Source organism: Pseudomonas sp. Wu6 (genome assembly GCF_019891515.1).
Taxonomy (GTDB): Bacteria; Pseudomonadota; Gammaproteobacteria; order Pseudomonadales; family Pseudomonadaceae; genus Aquipseudomonas; species Aquipseudomonas orientalis_A.
Genome location: NZ_JAFLXH010000037.1, coordinates 1 through 18082 on the forward strand (window position 1 = coordinate 1; position 18082 = coordinate 18082).

Sequence of the window (18082 nt, forward strand, 5' to 3'; positions counted from 1 at the left end):
GTGGAGTGGTGTGGGTACCTATGCCAGTCAGTTAAGCGTACACCGCCCTCTGTAGGAGCGAGGGGGGCGCCTAGCTCTTGCTCGCGAAAAACGTCAACGATAACGCGTGCTTCCTGAATAAACGCGGTGCCTGTGAGTTTTTCGCGAGCAAGCTCGCTCCTACAATGGGTATTAGGGCAAGCCTCTCTGCCGACCTTGGGTTCTCAGTGCCCGGCCTCCAGCATGTTTTCCGGGCGTACCCACTGGTCGAACTCTGCGTCGGTGAGGTAGCCCAGTTCCAGCGCCGCTTCCCGCAGGGTCAGCCCTTCGGCATAGGCTTTCTTGGCGATCTGTGCGGATTTGTCATAGCCGATATGCGGGTTGAGGGCGGTCACCAGCATCAGCCCACGTTCCAGGTGTTCGGCCATCTGTTCGGCGTCAGGCTCCAGGCCGGCGATGCAGTGTTCCTGGAAGTTGTTGCAGCCATCAGCCAGCAGGCGGATCGATTCCAGCAGGTTGTGGATGATCACCGGCTTGTACACGTTCAACTGCAAATGCCCTTGGCTGGCGGCGATGCCGATGGTCACGTCATTGCCGAGTACCTGGCAGGCCAGCATCGACAGGGCTTCGCACTGGGTCGGGTTGACCTTGCCGGGCATGATCGAACTGCCCGGTTCGTTGGCTGGCAATTTGACTTCTGCCAACCCCGCGCGCGGGCCGGAGCCGAGCAGGCGCAGGTCGTTGGCGAGCTTCATCAGGGCCACGGCGAGGGTTTTCAGTGCGCCGTGCAAGGTCACCAGCGGCTCATGGCCGGAGAGGGCGGCGAATTTGTTCGGCGCGGTGACGAACGGCAGTCCCGACAGCGCGGCCAGTTCGGCGGCAATCGCTTCGCCAAAGCCATGGGGCGAATTGAGCCCGGTGCCCACGGCGGTGCCGCCCTGGGCCAGCTCGCACACGGCGGGCAGGGCGCTGCGGATGGCGCGTTCGGCGTAGTCGAGTTGGGCGATGAACGCCGAGAGTTCCTGGCCGAAGGTGATCGGCGTGGCATCCATCATGTGGGTGCGGCCGGTCTTGACCAGCTTCATGTGCCGCGCCGCCAGCTCCGCCAGGCCGCCGGACAGCACGGTGATGGCCGGCAACAGCTGCTCGTGCACGGCCTTGACGGTGGCAATGCTCATGGCGGTGGGGAAGCAGTCGTTGGAACTCTGGGAACGGTTGACGTGGTCGTTGGGGTGCACCGGGCTCTTGCCGCCACGGTTGCCGCCGGCCAGTTCATTGGCGCGGCCGGCAATCACTTCGTTGGCGTTCATGTTGCTCTGGGTGCCGCTGCCGGTCTGCCACACCACCAGGGGGAACTGATCGTCATGCTGGCCGTCGAGAATTTCGTCGGCGGCCTGTTCGATCAGACGGGCGATATCGGCCGGCAGGTCGCCGTTGCGGTCGTTGACCCGGGCGGCAGCCTTCTTGATCAACGCCAGGGCATGCAGCACCGCCAGCGGCATGCGCTGCTCGCCGATGGCAAAATTCACCAGCGAACGTTGGGTCTGGGCGCCCCAGTAAGCGTCATCCGGGACGTGGACTTCTCCCAGGCTGTCGGTTTCGATACGGCTCATCGGGCACACTCCTTCAGGTTCGTTTGCGCAGTTTAGGCTGTGATTGGCCAAGGGGGTTCCCTAAAAGACGTTTCATCGATCAAACCACACCCGACGCGGCCCGGGGTTGAGCCGCGAGGTTTTTTAGGCGCAGAATGGGCGCCCTTGGGGTCTTACCTCGCCAGCTAGAAAAGGAAACTCGATGACTCGTCTTCGTGCCATCTGTACCGCGGTTGCTCTGGTTTGCGCCAGCGGCCAGGTTTTTGCCGATACCGCCAGCCACAACGCCAGTGCCGAAGCCTTCCTTACCCTGGCCCACGCTGACAAGCTGGGTACCCCGGTGTACATGCAAGTGCAACAAATGTTCGCCCAGCGTTTCGAGCAGACCAAGGCGCCTGCCGCCAAACAGTCCGTACTCGACAGCTACCAGGCCAAGGCCAACGCTGCTCTGGACCAGGCCATCGGCTGGCCGAAGCTGAAACCGGACATGGTCAAGCTCTACACCACCAACTTCAGCGAATCGGAGCTCAAGGACCTGGTGGCGTTCTACCAGTCGCCTCTGGGCAAGAAAGTCCTGGAAAAAATGCCGCAGCTGACCCAGCAATCGGCCCAGATGACCCAGGCCAAGCTGGAAAGCGCAGTACCGGTGGTGAACAAGCTGTTGGAAGACATGACCAACGAGCTGGCGCCAAAAGCCGCCGCACCGGCCAAGAAGAAGTAAGCAGCAATGACTATGCAACAGCGTATCGAAACGGCGCTTGCCGCCCTGGCCCCGGATCACTTGAGTGTGCTGGACGAGAGCCACATGCACAGCCGTGGGTTGCAGACCCACTTCAAGGCCGTGCTGGTCAGCCAGCAGTTCGAGGGGCTTAATCGCGTCAAGCGCCACCAGAAGGTCTATGCCACCCTGGGTGACCTGATGAGCGAGTTTCATGCGCTGGCGCTGCATACCTATACGCCTGAGGAATGGGCGAAGGTCGACGCGGCACCGGCTTCGCCGACCTGCGCCGGCGGGCATTGAGCGCAGCCTCGACCCGCGCGAGCGGGTCGGGGCGATGCCAGTACCCGGACACACAAAACATCCTCCAGCACCACCTTGCTTCCCCCCGCATCCCTAGGCTTTCAGGACTACTTATTCAGCAATAAGGTCTTGAGGTCATGTCTTATTCCATCCATCGACACACACCGTCCCTGGCGGCCATCGACCCGCGCGGGTTGATCGTGCGCAACATTGATTACCACCGCGCCAGCGCGGAGGATCAAGCGCAGGTGCGCATTCATCGTCAGGTCTTTGGCAGTACGGGCCTGATGATTGAACAATGGGACCCCCGCCTGTTGCAGTTGTCGCGCTCAAAACCTGGCACTGCGCCCAATCAACGCACGGTTTACAGCCTTGGCGGGCACGCGTTGCGCACCGACAGCGTGGATGCCGGCCGGCGGCTGACGCTTATAGGGCAGGCCGGGCAGGTACTGGACGAATGGGATGGACGGGGCGCTCACCAGGCTCATCACTACGATCGATATCTGCGACCGGTTGCCGTCTTCGAGCAGGCGGCCAGTGACGGGCAAGCGCTGTGCGTCGAGCGTCTTGCCTATGCTTCATCGTCCAGTGAAGAGGCCTCACGCAACCGCTGTGGCCGGGTGGTTCGCCACGATGACGGCGGCGGTTCGCTGTTCCACGAGGCCTATGGGCTGCACGCGGAGGTCACGCAGCAGGCCCGACGTTTTCGACAGGCGGGCGCTGCGTTGGATTGGCCGCAGCCCGATGCACAGCGCGAGGCGCGCCTGGAGGCCGACAGGTTCCAGACCACCATCGGGTTCAATGCGCTGGGTGAGCGCCTGCATCACACGGACGCCAAGGGCAATCGCTTCGACTACACCTACGGCATTGACGGCCAACCGGCGAGTATCTTTGTAACGCCCAGGGCCGGCGTGCGTACCCAGGTGCTGGGCCAGCGCCGTTACAACGCAGCGGGCCAGGTGCTCAGCGAACGCGCCGGCAACGGCGTGGTGCGCGCCATGCAATATCGTGAGTTCGATGGTCGCTTGCGGCAAATGACGGCCTGTTTGCACGCAGGCGCAGCGCTGCAAGACCTGCGCTATGAGTATGACAACGTGGGTAACGTGGTGCGCATCGACGACCTTGCCCAGCCGACGCAATGGTCCAGCAACACGCGCATCAGTTCGGCCAGCCTCTACGCGTACGACACGTTATCGCAACTGATCACGGCCACCGGCCGCGAAACCGCCGGCAACACGGGCGGCCCGGCATTACCGGCAATGGTGGCGTTTGGCTCGACTGACGACAGCGTATGGCGTCGCTACACCCAGCGGTTGCGCTATGACGCTGCCGGCAATTTGCTCGAGATGCAGCACCTGCCCAGCAGCGGCACAGGCTTCACGCGGCAGATGAGCGTGGCCGCGGGCAGCAATCATTTTCTGCCGCAGGCCGATGGCAAGACCGCACCGGGGTTGGGGCAGGGCTTTGACCGTAATGGCAACCTGCAAGTGTTGGCAGGCGAGCAGAAGATGCACTGGGATGTGCGCAATCAACTGGTGCGCCTGACGCAGGTGCGGCGCGAGGGGGGCAATCACGATCAAGAGCACTACGCCTACGATGCCGCAGGCCAGCGCATTCTCAAGCGTCGGGTCTCCCAGGCCCGTGGCGTGATGCATACCGCCGAGGTGCGCTACCTGCCGGGACTGGAAATCCGCCATGACAGCGCAACGGGTGAGCAACTGAATGTTCTCAACCTCGATGCCGGTACGACCACCGTCCGCGTTCTGCTGTGGGATCGCCACCCTTCGGGAGTGGGTCAGGCCACGCAGATCCGTTATGGCTTGTCGGACCACTTGGGCAGCAATTGCCTGGAACTGGGCGAGCAGGCGCAATTGCTCAGTCAGGAAAGTTATTACCCCTACGGCGGGACCGCGTGGCGGGCGGCGAGAAATGCCAGCGAGGCGAGCTACAGCTTCATCCGTTATTCGGGTAAGGAGCGCGATGCCAGCGGGCTGTCCTACTACGGCTTCAGGTATTACGCAGCGTGGTTAGGCCGTTGGATCAGCCCTGACCCGATCGGCGATGCCGATGGCTTGAATCTGTACGCGATGGTCGGCGGTAACCCGGTCACCCACGTCGACGCGCAAGGCCTGGTCGGCGCATCGGCGTTGGAGGCGCCCCAGGATAAGCAAATACGCAGGCTCTCCTTCAGCCGCAGGCTCGCGACGATGGGGCTGATTATCCGCCCGAGGATACAGGCAGCGTCGTCGGCCGCGATTCGCGATGGTTTATCCACCTATATCGCCAATGTCATCGCGACGGGCGTTGATCTGGCGGTATTCGGCAACCTTGAGCCCACGCCGCAGCGCAATCAGATTGTGCGCTATACCGTCGCGTCGCTGGATGCCCTGACCACGATGCATATGAGCACCGGTGTCGTCGGTAACTGGACACGTCTTGCACCACAGATCGGGGTTATTTCGGCAGCTGTGGCGGGTATTGGTTACGCCTATCACGCTGACACGCCGAGCGCTCAAGCCGGGGAACGCTGGGACCCCGTAGCGGTGCAGCGATTGAGCGGGCATATCCGCTCGCTCTCCAGGGAACTGGTGCAGCAGATCATGCGTGGGCACGGCACCGGCGCCTCCTGGGGCAGCACACCGCTGCGGGCCAGGGTCGGCCGAACCGCCGGCGCGACGGCAGCGTACGCCGTTGCAACGATCGCCAACGCCGTCTACGGCGGGGAAGTGCCTGCGCTGATGCAACCCAATGTGTCACCCGCGATTGAAGCCTACGATGCAGCGATGGGAACGCTTACGCGCAGTGGTCATCTCACGGCGGTCCACGATCACCATGGGCTGACCGTGCAGACACCGGACCCTGTTGGGTTGATGCACGGCGGGCTGAGCAGAATGTTCAATCAGGTATGGACGTATTGGGCGGCAACCGGGGTCGAGGCATTGGCCGTGGCGCTGACGGGCCTGCCCCAGGCCGCGCAAAGCCGCACCACGCGAACGATTGTGATGGTGGCCCGCGGCGTGATTGCATCATTGACCGAATGGCGCGGCTTCGTCGTGGCGTTTGCCCGGCGCGGGTACACACACCTGGCGTCGAACTGGCGCGCCGCGCCGCGATCCTGACGGGAGCACCATCAGGCAGACGATCGTTCCCACGCTCCGCGTGGGAATGCCGCCCTGGACGCTCTGCGTCCGCTCTTGAAGTCGTGACGCAGAGCGTCACAGGCTGCGTTCCCACGCAGAGCGTAGGAACGATCAGCGATCAGTCAGTTCAGCTCTTCATAGGTGTCGTTTTCGTCCTCATTGACGTTGTACCAGGCCCAATAGGTGGTACGCCGCATGAACCCTCCTGCCGTCAGTGTCCGGGTCGGGCGTCCCAGGGGGTCGTACCATTGCCGGTCGCTGTGGCCCAGTTCGCGCATGGCGTGATCATTGACATAGGCGTGGCTGTTGGTGAAGTAGGCGCGGTAGACCCGTATCACCAAGCCCTTGTTGTTGTATTCGACACGCTCGCTGACGCGCCAGCGGGGGTCGGCCTGCACGTGGCGCAGCTGTTTCTTCACGGTGCCGGCGGCATCCGGCACGTCGTCGACCCACAGATCGCCCTTGGCGTCGACCGCGTGGGCCGGGCCCGGTTCGGTCTTTTGCCGGGTCTGCAACGAACGACCGAAGCCATCCCAGCAGGTCAGGGTCATGCGAACCTGTCGTTCCGCGTCGCCGGGGTAACGGTCGGCTTGCAACATGAGCCCATGGACCGGCGTGCGGCTGGCCTTGTCGATCAACGCCTTGAGTTGTTTTTCGCTGTCGCCGAGGGTGTGACGAGCAGCACTCAGGCGCGCCCGCGCGCCCATGCGGATATGCCCGCCGGGGAGCAGGTACGCCTTGCTGATCCACTCGGGCTTGACCAGGGCCAGGTCGATACTGCCCATCCAACTGAACGGGGCGTAGCAGTGCGCGCTGGCCATGTCCTGCAACACGCTGTGCGCCTGTTCGATGGCCGACCCGGGCGTGACATCATGGCGCGGGCGGTCGCTTTGCAGGTCGGCGAAGCCCACCCTGAGGTTCTGTTCATGGCCGTGGAAACTGCTGGCGAGCAACTGCCCGAAACCGTCATAACGCGCTTCTTGAACAGTGCCATTGGGGTCGACGATTTTTGTCGGCAGCAGCAATTGATAGTCGTATTCGGCGGTGGTCACACAGCCGTCGGGTGTTTTTACCAGCAGGGTCTGCAGTGAGTAGGGGTCATACTGGAGTGTCGTTTCGCCGTGAGCCTCGGTGGCCCGCAGCGCCCTCAACCGACAAAACAGGCTGGGCTTGTCATAGCGGGGAAAGTGGCGGCGTATCGACCACAGGCGATTTTGCGCGGGCGCCACCTCGCCGTCGAACAGGAAAAACACCGCCATGGTGTGATAGCCACTGTCGGTGAGCTTTTGCACCAGGTCCACCCTGGGTTGGTTGGGCATGCTCGGAATGTCGTTGTAGACGCTCAGGGCCTGGTCATCCAGCTCGGCGGTTTCCAGGTAGTCAGGCAATGCCTGGGCCGTGGCGACGCCGGGTTCCAGGGTTTTGCCGAAACCACCGGCCTGCCGGTAGTGCTGGCGCGACAAGCCGCTCAGCGTGCGCCCGGCTCCTGCCGCCAACGGCCCGTCGCGGGTGTCGATGAACACCTCATAGGCGATACGCGCTGGGTCCAGCCCACCAGGTGCCGGCGCCTTGCCGAGCACCAGGGCGTTATGTCGTTGGCGGTAGGGCAAGGCCAGACGCCACTGCTGTGTGTGGTCCAGATGAATCGGCTCTGCCAGGGTTTCGCTCAGGTAATAGGACTGTTGCGCGTCGTCATGGGTATCGCGCCACCAGCGCTGCTGGTGCTCATCCACCAGCACGGCGGGCGGCGGACTGGCGGCGGTGGTGCGGCGGGCGTAATGCAGGGTCACGCCATGCACCAGGCAACCATAGGCGTCCCAGCGCAGGTTGATCTGGTGCTGGCAGACCGGATCGTCCGCCACGCCTTCATATTGGTAGCTGATCGACTCCAGGGCCAATGGCAGCAACCGCGCGTAGGGCGTATGGGCGCTGGGCGGCGCCAGTTCACGCACCAGGTAGCGCTGGTGTTTGATGGAATAGGGCACCGCATCGTGCGCCCCGCCCGCCGCCATCACCTCGACCCGCAGCACCACGCCACTGAGTGCGCGGGCCGCCTCGCGTGCCAGCGCCGGCGCAGGATCGCCGACCACGTCGTCATGATGATCCAGCGGCCGTGCCTGGGCCGCGCCCCTGTAGCGGCTGACCAGCGTGCGGCCGAGGGGCTTGGCGTGTGGGTCGTGCGTGCTGCGGCCGAGGCAGGGCATGTCAAGGGATCGTCCGGTATGGAACCAGGTCTTGCTGAGCAAGGGTGCGCTGGAGCCCGGCGTGAGGGGGGCGTCCTTGGGGTTGTCGGTGTCGGTTTGCAGCAACAGCCCGAAGCCACGGAACTCGCGGTCCACACGGTCGTAATACGCCTGGCGATAGCTCATGCGGCGGGTCAACTGGTTGCCGGTAATTTCATCGCGCTGGGTGTGTTGGCTGGCCAGCAGCAGCGCAAAGGGTAACTGGCTGATCGTGGGCTGGCCCTGGGCCTGCAGCTCGCGTTTTTCGTCCAGCCACTCCTGGGCACTGCTGCGATATTTGATCGACGCCTGGGCGCCCATGTTGTTGTCGGTGCGTGTGAGCAGCCAGGGCTTGTGGTTGAAAAAGTCGTAGCGCCAATGAACCGGGGTCTGATGGACAGCCGTCAGGATCAGGCTCGGACAGCCCAGGCCGAGCACATCGACGACGCTGACCTGGCAGTGATCGTCGTACTGCACGCCCTTAGGCCACGGGACTTTGATCGCCTGTGTCTCGAAACCGTTGCCGCCTTTGTTGAGGAAGATGTTCAGGTGCGTGGCGCTCAGGTACAGCAAGTCTGCCGCGCCGCCGCCGTTGAGGTCGACGAGCAGTACATGCGCCGCGTTGAACGTCTGATACCGCAACGGCAATGTGGCCAATACAAACCCCTGGCCAAAACGGCCGCGCCCCAGGTTCGGCCAGCATTTGACTTCGTTGTGGCGGATTCGCACCAGATGCTGTTGACCCGTGGCGAGTACATCGCTGAACGCCACCACTTCGTTGGGCGAAGTGGAAATGACCGGCAAGCTATCGTCAGGCCTGTGCGCCACTTCGGTGGGAGGGGCGAAGCCGGCGGGTCGGCGATTTTCATACAGGCGCACGCTGCGCGGGCCGATCATCGCAAAGTCATGACGGCCTGCCCCCATCAGGTCGGCGAGCAGGCCCTGGGCGTGGAAGAACTCCGAGGGGAAGGCATCGAACGGCGTATAGGCTGACCAGTTGCGCTGTTCGTCCAGGCTGAAAAAACCATGCATTCCGGGACCCGCCACCAACCAGTCCAGACGCCCATCGCCATCCACATCGGCCAGCGCCTGGTGCACGGGCCGGGTGCTGTCGGCGACCGGCACGCGGGTCAACTCCAGCGCCGCGCCGTAGCTCACCTCGTCGCCGGTGCGTGGCTGCTGCGGTCTCAGCGGCTCATGGTAATACCAGCTTTTGTCTACGTGGTACAACACACCGGGCAGGCCTTCGCCATACAGGTCCACCAGTTGATAACGCACGCCGTCATGCAGCCTGGGCAATGCACTGAATGCCTGGTAGCGGCTCGGATCGACCTTGAGCTGGCTCGTCTGGTAAAAGCACTCCAGCGGCGGGCGGCTCACGCAATTGCCCGCGCTGTCGTAGGCCTGCTCATGGACCGCGCTCAGCAGGCTGACATGGCTGGAGGTGCGGTATTCCAGGAGCAGGCGCTTGACCAGCACCGGGTCGGCGCCCATTCGCGCTTCTTTGGGGAAGTGGTGAAACATCAGGATCTGGCTGCAACGGCGCAGGGTGCGTAACTCGAAGCCGTAGGCAAAATCCGAGCAAGGGTCTTGCCGTGCCGGCCAGTCGCGGATTTTGCGATACGTCGGCCGTTGATCCAGTTCAAGGGCGCGTTCGCCGTAATCGAACAGCAATTGAAAGTGCCAGCCCCTGTCCGGTTTATCGTCGGTCTGCCAGAGGTAAAGCTGCTCCTGCTCCCTGGCGCTGAAGTTGGCATAGCAGACACTGTCCAGGTAATGCCGGGCGCGGCAGTCCCTGGGGTAGCGCGCGGTGTCGGTTTCTTTGGTGTAGTGATAATAAATGTGCTCGCCGTGGGCATTCAGGCTTTCCTGCAACAACCATTGCGCCACATGCTGCGCCTGGTCCGGATCGGCAATCCGGGCCAGCGGGGTTTTTCCGTAGAAGTGCTGACTGCCATCGGCAGCGCGCAGCAACCAGAAGCCCGCCGTGTCGGTTGCCGATTGCCAGTGTTCGATACGGTCGAAGCGGGTTTCGACCCTGGGGAAGTGGCGGGTAACCGTATACGCGCGCGGCAGTGGCAAGCCATTGAAGGATGTAAGGGGGCTGCTGATGATCGCTCCCTCGGCGTCGCGTTCCGGCAGCCAGATTTGCCCGTCGGGGCCCACAAACGCATCGTCCATTGTGTACCCCGGCACGCCATGGGAGGTGCGTCGGCTGACGGCGCCCAGGTGCACGCCCCAGCCCAGGCCGAAGGGACCGTTACCGGCGCCGCTCTGGTAGGTCAGCGACAGGGCTGGCGTATAGCCGCGCGCGGGCGAAATCGGCAACGCAATCTCAAGGCTTGCCGTACCACTGGAACCGATATCGCCCCAGCCCTTGCCGGTGCCCTGGATAGCGGCACCGCCCTTGGGCATTGCCGGGGTATTGACCTGCAGGTTGTGAGTGGCGTCGCTCATGCCTGGCCCCCGCCGGCAGCGGCCGCCCTGGCGGTGTAGCGCAGGTGAATGACAATATCGTTGATGGATTCCAGCACGGCTTTCTGCCGGTCCGGGTTGGGAAACTCCAGGGTCCAGTCGGAAATGGCCCCGGTGTATTCGAACGGCAAGTAACGCTCGTTGCTGTCGAACGTGAGGGTGAACAGGCCGTTGTCGTCCAGCCCGGTGGAAAGGGCGATTTGCTGATGGGCACGCATGTCCGTGCGCAGCTCGCCCGTGGGCAGTTCGATGTCGTTGCGGGTCTGGGTCAGTATCGCCTTGATGTCTTCATAGGGGCCCAGCGTCGCGGGCAACGATACGCTGATGCCTTTGATCCGGCGCAGGATGTGCCGGGGGTAATCCTCCTCAAACAGGGCGGCGGGCAATTTGAAGCAGAGCCTGCCTTTGCTGACCAGTTGCAGTTTGAGACGTGTCCATTTGTCTTCAGGACCGGAGGGCGGCGTCTGGAAGGTGCCGGGTGAGGCGACCTCGCACTCGTTCAGGCGGTGACGCAGTGAAATGGTTTTGACGATCTCCAGGTCCCGCACGTTATGGTTCAAATAGGCCGTGTTCATGTTCAACAACGACAGCTTCAGCGCTTCGCCCGCCAGATAGCCACGGTAGTTGTTGTTCCAGGCGCCGGGCTGGATAAACGTGCGCTCATGGTCGGCTATCTCGTACTGCCAGCACGCCTGGGCGGTGCGGCACAGGGAGAGGCCAAGGTCATAGAGCTGATAGTAGAACTTGCTCAACTGGGCATTGAGCCAGTCATACAGCTGCGCCTTGGAAAAGCGCTTGGCCAGCAATTGATAGGTCGACCAGGCCTGGGCCAGGGAGGTCTCGGCCAGGCGCAATTGCAGGCGCGTGGCTTTTTCCTGCTCGGCATAGGCTTGTAGTTGGGCATCGACTTGGGCCAGTTCGAGTCGGGCCTGATCCTGGGCATGGGCCCACTCCTGCGCCCGGCGGTTGAATTGCTCGGAGCGATCCAGGTCGGCGGCGTCGCCACGCAGCGCGGTGGCAGCGCCCTGGGCCAAGGCTTGGGCGGCATAGAACGGCCCTTCCCAGCGCGAGCCGCCGACACTGGTGCCGAAGATATTCGGCGCCACCATCGCGATGCCGGCCCCTACGGCGGCGGCCGAAGCAGCGGTGTCGAACCCGCTGCTGAGCAGGTAGAGCCAGCCGGCGTGGGACTCCCCGGCGCTGATGCCTTCGGTGAGCTGGTGTGCGTAGTAGTGCATCCGCGACTCGATCATGCGGCGACTGGCGTCGAGTGCCTCCCGGTTCTTCCCGTCGATCTGCAACGCCTGGGTCTGCTGGGTCACGACGATGTTGGCCAGGTCCCACGCTTGTTGTTGCTGTAACTCCAGATATTCCGCCTGTTCCTTGCGTTCAATCAGGCTCAGCAGCGTATTGCCGAGTTGGATCACCGCTTCGGTGGCCGTGAGCGCGTGGCCCAGCATGACCTGGAAGCGATAATGGCTGACCTGCGCGTCCATGAACGGCGCTGCCGCGCTTTCGCTGAAAGCCCCTTTGCCCTGGCTGGCCAATAACTTCAGAGGCGACAGCGGGGCCGCGTAGAGCGCCAGGCGCAAGGGTCTGCCGGTGATGTCAAGATTGTGCCGCAGGTTATGCAGACGGCTTTCGAGCTTGTCCCAGCGCGCCACCAGCTCGGTGTTGAAAGGCAGGCACAGGTTGTCGGTGTCCGTCAGCGAAGCCGGTGCATCGCCTTCGACCGACAGGTTGATGTCGACGGTGGGGTGGGTTTGCTCAAGTCTTTTCAGCGCTTGAGAACCCTGCGTTGCCAACGTGGCAAGGGTGATTTGCGCCCAGGGTTCAGCGGTGGTGACCCTGGGGCGTGGGCCAAGGAAATGGTGGGCTCGGGTGTACCAGAGCTTGGCTTGGGTCAGGCTGTCCGGGGTGAGCTGGCGATACTCCGCATCGCCGCGATTGATCAGGATGTCCAGGTAAAACAGGTAGATCGCCTTGCGAAAATACACGGGGGCGCGTGTCGCCAGTTCATGGGGATCGTGGCTGGTGTGACCAGGCAGGCGTTCTTCACGGGCGAGTTCGCGCAATCCCCAAAAGGCGGGCCGGTCGTTGGCGGCATCGGCTGCTCGCCCCGGGTCGAACAGGTAGCTGATCCAGGCCTGCGCTTCGACATACTGCTGCTCCTGATTCAGGCGATGGGCGATCAGCCAGGGCACGTACAGGAACAGCTCCCAGAAGTACTTGCCGTTGGCTCCCCGGAAGTCAATGCCTTGCGCTTTACCCTCGGGGGTGAGTGGAGGTTCTTGCCAGGTTTCTGGCGTTAACGAGAACAGGTGTTCAAGGCTGACATTTGCCGCCTGCACCAGCTTTGCGGCAAAGCAGGTATTCATGCGCAGGGTGGCGGGCAGGCCGGCAGGCAGGCTTGCCCCGCTATTGGAGAAGTCGATGAATTCAGCGGTGCCGATTCTGTCCGACTCAAGCCTTCTGATCGTCGGCGCCAGTTGCGGGTTGAGCATGGGCTCAGAAGCCGATGTTGTCAGTTTCAGGACCGCCGTATTCAACGCATAGCCGAGGATTTTCGTGCCGTCTTTCTCGGGCTCAAGGGTGACCACGCCATGGATCAGGGTGAGGCCGGAGGTCATCTGCTCCTGTGTCACCGGAATGCGCGTCGTGACCCGATGCCCGGCCGGTAATTCGGCACTCGATCCGGTGAGGCTTTCGTGGGCCGTGTCCTGGAAGTTGATGATGCGATGAGAGTTGGCGTTGATGGTCTCGGTAAAGGGGTAGTCTTTGAAGTTCGCACTCATGATGACGTGTTTAAAGGCGCGCAAGTGGGGCGTGGTCACTTTTGCCTTTTTGGTCAGCAACACATTCTGTGAATGCAGCTTGTTGATTTTATTCTCGGGCTCGGGAAAAGCGCCGTAACGGTTAAGGGTGAAATCGAAGAGTTTGTTTGTGTATAAATTGACGAAGGCGTCTTTTTCGATGAAATGACCTTCCAACAATAGGGTGTCTGGCTCTGTTGCGGTTGTTATATGAGTAAACAATGCGCCGTCAGCATGATGTACAGCATTGGGGAACTCTTCCTGCGTGATCGAATTTCTAAAATACAGTGCGTAAAAGTTGGTTTTCAACGCTGTCGATACACCGGTAATTTTTGACCCCTTGCTCAGTTTAAGCTGAGTCGTTGTCGGGTCATCCAGCGCATCATGGGTGATCAGCGTAATGGTCGCACCCTGCAGTTTGTTTATTGTGACGGTGTACGGCTGCTGGAAGCGGTCACTGAGTGTCGAAGAGAACACGAGTTCATGGGTGTTTGAATCAAAAAAAACCTGAGTGCGGTCGGTGTCCTTTATTTTTGTCTGGTTGTTTTCATGGTTCCAATGCGCCTTGTCCTGGAAAATCTTCTGCGATGCTATGGAAATAGTGTAGTCGGGCGTGGGCGTTATTTTGAACTGCAAGTTGCCCTGGTTCTTGTGCGCAAAGAGCGCGAGAAAGTGCCGCGCGCTGTCAGGCAGCAATTCGCTGTAATACCCGTTGGGACTGTGCGTCTGGCCCTTGAGTATGGCCTGCACTTTGGTCTTCTGGGACGGATCGAAGGGTTCCAGCAGCCGGTTTATTTCTTCGTCCACGTCTGAGTCGGGCAGCACGCTGTAGCGCTCGGGGCTACCGCCATCGGCGACGGTGGTGATGTTGAAAGACTGGTCGATATGCACGGCCTGGAAGAATTTGCCGATGAAATTATCCTGCTGTTTGGGATCTTTGCGGCTGGTGGCGAGGACACTTAAAAAAAGCGCAGGGGTGCTGTTGTCATCAACGATCGCCACCGTTTGCGTAATGCTTTTGAGGAGCTCGGAGGTCGAGGCGTTGACGTCTTCGGTCGCGCAGTATTTCTCAATGCACGCTTGGGGTGCGCTCCAACTGCCATCGTGTTTTTCATACGAAAAGTTGAGCCGGAATTGGACGTAGTGGGTATTGATCCAGTCGGCCAGGAGTTCCTTTTTCTCTGAATCCCATCGCGCCGGCTTGAACGAACTGCTTGGGGTGGGTTTGATGCACTCGGCCCAGATGAAAAATAGTCGGCTATTGAAATACACCGGTCGGATGCTTTGCTCGGCGGTAGCGTCGGAGACCGACAGGTTGATTTTTTTCCAGTCCGACCAGGCGTCCTGCAACAGCACCGCGCCGGCGCGCCTGGACAGGTCCAGGGAGCGCCAGTAATAGGTGTTCCCGGAGCTCGATTTGCCGATGAAGTAATAAGTGCCGCGATGCAGGTTGCTCAAGTCTGCGTCGATATAGCCGTTGATCGTGCGTATGTTGGCGGTTTCCTCGAACCGGGCCAGGTAACTCTGAACCGCCGTGACGACGGCGTCGGCTTGAATTCGGTATTGGCTGAGATCGTTTTCCAACTGTTGAAAACTGTCGGTCTTGTCACGCCGTAACGTCGGGTCCAGATAGTTGGCCGGGTGGTAGCGCAATTGCTGGCTGGCATTCCAGAGCGGGTAGCTGTGCAATTGTTCGCGCCAGACCTTGCTCTGTTGCGCGGTCATGCCCTGATGTTCATAGCCCGGCTCAAGGCCCAGTTGAATACGGGTGATGTATTGCTGCAGGCTGGAAACGGCACAGGCGACCGGGCTGGTCGGCACGGCCTGGCTGACTTGCACGTCGAGTAACCAATACGCGTAAAGGTCATCGGCCGTGCTGAGTCTGGCTTTGAGGGCGCGAGGTACCTTATGGGTGAGGTAGTACGCGAGCATGGCGTCGCGCAGGCTTTCATTAAGCTGGTGGTCAAGCGAATGCGACATGATCAGTCCTTGAGCAGGTCAAAAGGGGACAGGGTGTCAATGGCAGAGGCATGCGCACTGGTCAGCGCCTCGCCGACGGCCTTCCATTGAGCGAACGTCGAGTCGGTTTTAAGTTGGCTGGCGGCAATCAGCTGCGTGGCGGACAGTCCGGTGGCGCTGCTGGCGTGGCGGCAGCGCAGCAGCCAGTCCAGGCGATCCATTGAGGTAATGCGGGGCGGGCTCAGCTGGCCGCTGAAAACGCCTATTTCGCTGGCACTCCAGCCACAGAGTCGGGCCAGATGCTCGTTGGTTTCGTCACTGGTGTTTTGTGCCGCGCTACTGGGCGGTGTATTGGCCAGCCTGAAGTAATCGAGAATCTGTCCTTCGGTCAGGCCGAAGCGGTCGATGCAATGGTTGAACTGCTGCATGAGGTAGAGGGTGTGCGGCGTCAGTTCCAGTAACGAGGACGGTTGATGATCGCTGTCCAGCCAGTGCGGGTTTACCAGAAATTGATCAAGCGCCTGGCGGCTGATCGGCCATTGCAGAACATCGACGGCGTGAGGGAGCAGCAAGATCAGATAGCCGAGGGTTTGCAGCGGTGGGGCACCGGGCGCGTACAAACGCAGGAAATGCCCATGATGGTCATATTTTTGATGCCCGTTGGCGTTGCCAGGCAGCTGGGGGACGGCGTGGATGATGTCTTTGAGGCGCCCGTACAGCGCCCAGAGCTCATCACGTAGCGTGCCCACCAGGGTAAGAAGCATGGGTTTGGTTTGTTCGATGATGAGGACTCTGCGTGTGGGGGCCGTGCTGATTACAACGCCAGCCAGCACTTGATCGAGCGCCACCTCGATGGTCGTGTTCGAGCGCATCCGTTGCAGTACCTGATGGATCAGGGATCGCCAGTCAACGGCGGGCAGGCGAGGTGTTTCGTCAGAGGGTTGTCGAGGCAGTTCAAGCAGATTCAACTTTGTTGAGACGGACGCCTGATCATAGGCCGTGAACTCTTTCAACAGCAGGTTGATGGCGGGGTCCAGGACCTGCTGGTCAAGCAGTAGCTGATGCCTGAACAGTGACAGGCTGTTGCCGTTTTCCTTGAGCCAGCGGCTGGCCCACTCCAGGTGCATGAGCACATCGAGAAAGTCGGTAGCGCCTATGGCATTGCGACGCAGCGTCGGGTTGCGCAGTTGCGTGAGGACGTTGGCTTTGCCGAGCAACTGCGCCAGTTGCTGGCATTCCATGACCGACAAGCCGAACAGGCGGGCGATTCGCGCTTGTCGATACAGTGCGCTGACGGTCTCGATCGTACGCGTTGCAGGCCCATCGGCGATCAGCAGTTGCAGCGAATCCTGGGTGTCTTGCAGGCCCAGTCCGGCGCAGAGTTGTTGTGCAGTGGTGGCGTCGAACGCCTTGCCGTCCAGGTACAGGGGCGGCAAGGCGGAACCTGCGCGGTTGAACACCTGATCGAACAATGACACGCGCTCACCCGAGGCGTGAACCGGCAACTGATGGAGCCAGGCGGCAAACTCTTCGGCTTGCAAGTTGTAGCGCTTGCTCAGATGGCAAAACACCCCCAGCGCCCGAAGGGTGTTATGGGTGATCAGCAGCGCGCGGTTGTCGGCGTTTTCGCAGCGCATGGCGCTGACCAGCAAGGTGTCCAATTGTGCGAACGGCAGGCCGAGCCAGCGCTGCAGCCGGATCATCCGTTGCAGCCTGTCGAAGCGTTCCAGGCTCACGTTGACCAGCTTGGCGGGGGCCTTGTTGTCCAGGTTGATCGCGGGTGTGGGGGCCGTCGCGCCATTGATGTAACAGGCACCGTAAGTGAGCCCGGTGTCCTGCTTGCAGTAAGGCGATTTGCGCGGTGTTTGTGTCTGTTGTGCCAGCAGCGCTTGGAGTTGTTCGGCGTCCAGTTGCGTAGGGTGCAGGAAGTCAGTGACGTTTTCCGGGCCCTGTGCCGCCGTCCAGTTGAAGTACCTCAGATAGAACGTCGGCGCATCCTGCGCCGAGGCCAAGTCACTTTTGAGCATCGCCTGTTGTTCAGGGCTCAGCCCCGATAACAGACATTGAACCTCGTGATTGTGGGTAACGACTTGCCCGTAAGTGCTGGTTTCTGCGGCCAGGGGCACCTGGCGACTGATGCGATAGTTCAACTCACCCAACATGGGTCTGTCGCCCGACAAGCCCAGCCGGCATTGCTGGTGGTGAAAATGATACGGCAGTGAAAAGGGGTACCAGGTTTTGCTCAGTCGTGTGTAGGTGGCGTTGTCGTTGGCACCGGCGATATTGCGCAGCAAGGTGTGATTGATGATCGACAGCATGGGCACCTGGCCCGCGACGCTGTGTGGGTCGATCAACAGATCCTGCAGGTCCGCGCGGCGCTCGGCCAGCTTGACCGCGTCCGCCCCCTTGGCATTCTGTTCCAGTTGCAGGGCGAACAGATAAAGCGCGCGCAGGTAGGCGGCCGGCGAATCGATGGCGGCAATGGACGAACTGGCGCAGAACTGTTCGCGGTTTTCCTTGAACAACGCCTGGTAGGTGGCACCGTCTTGAGCGGCGACATCGCGTTTATCGCGCCGGGAAGGGCGGTCCGACGAGACTTGCTGTTCGCGAAACACGCTTTCCAGTTGCGCAGCAGCGCTGCGAGCCTTGAGGTACACCGCGTGGGCATCGTCGTCGTTGCAGGTGGCCAGTTGCTCTGCAAAGGCCTTTTCGCCGAGTCGCACAATGTCGAATACCGAGTGAATGGCGAGGCGCTGCAGCGCGCTGTTGAAATCGTCCCGACCGGGGGCGGGAGGGCGTGAGTGATCAATCAATTGAGCGAGCAAGGAGCTGCTGTCGGCTTGCATATTCGTACGTTCCTTCACGCCCGCCGATGGGTCCG

The 18082-nt window shown here is 61.5% G+C and carries 7 protein-coding genes; 3 read left to right on the plus strand and 4 right to left on the minus strand.

Annotated features, from left to right (window positions below):
* Window positions 1-203 precede the first annotated feature (203 nt).
* Window positions 204-1592 (minus strand): class II fumarate hydratase, encoded by a 1389-nt coding sequence (locus J1G34_RS21880; RefSeq protein WP_065895472.1) that lies wholly within the window; start codon window positions 1590-1592, stop codon window positions 204-206.
* A 181-nt stretch (window positions 1593-1773) separates the two neighbouring features.
* Between J1G34_RS21880 and J1G34_RS21885 the strand changes: the two genes are divergently transcribed.
* The 3 genes from J1G34_RS21885 to J1G34_RS21895 all read left to right on the plus strand — a co-directional run bounded on the left by J1G34_RS21885 (window position 1774) and on the right by J1G34_RS21895 (window position 5711).
* A complete protein-coding gene (locus J1G34_RS21885) occupies window positions 1774-2292 on the plus strand; it encodes a DUF2059 domain-containing protein (RefSeq protein ID WP_003175221.1) in 519 nt (172 codons plus the stop codon).
* 6 nt (window positions 2293-2298) lie between these two features.
* Window positions 2299-2592, plus strand: a complete 294-nt coding sequence (locus J1G34_RS21890) for a BolA family protein (protein WP_065895473.1) — start codon at window positions 2299-2301, stop codon at window positions 2590-2592.
* Between the two features lie 137 nt (window positions 2593-2729).
* A complete protein-coding gene (locus J1G34_RS21895; protein WP_222994621.1) occupies window positions 2730-5711 on the plus strand; it encodes an RHS repeat-associated core domain-containing protein in 2982 nt (993 codons plus the stop codon).
* 143 nt (window positions 5712-5854) lie between these two features.
* Here the strand turns inward: J1G34_RS21895 and J1G34_RS21900 are convergent, their stop codons facing one another.
* From J1G34_RS21900 to J1G34_RS21910, 3 genes are read right to left on the minus strand one after another with little or no spacing between them, the layout of a single operon-like run.
* Entirely contained in the window at window positions 5855-10411 is a 4557-nt protein-coding gene (locus J1G34_RS21900; protein WP_222994622.1) for a SpvB/TcaC N-terminal domain-containing protein, read from the minus strand.
* The gene (locus J1G34_RS21905; protein ID WP_222994623.1) at window positions 10408-15222 is read right to left on the minus strand and encodes a Tc toxin subunit A-related protein; all 4815 of its coding nucleotides are present in this window, start codon (window positions 15220-15222) and stop codon (window positions 10408-10410) included. Before J1G34_RS21905 ends, J1G34_RS21900 begins: the two co-directional genes overlap by 4 nt.
* Before the next feature lie 2 nt (window positions 15223-15224).
* The gene (locus tag J1G34_RS21910) at window positions 15225-18047 is read right to left on the minus strand and encodes a Tc toxin subunit A (RefSeq protein ID WP_222994624.1); all 2823 of its coding nucleotides are present in this window, start codon (window positions 18045-18047) and stop codon (window positions 15225-15227) included.
* Window positions 18048-18082 lie beyond the last annotated feature (35 nt).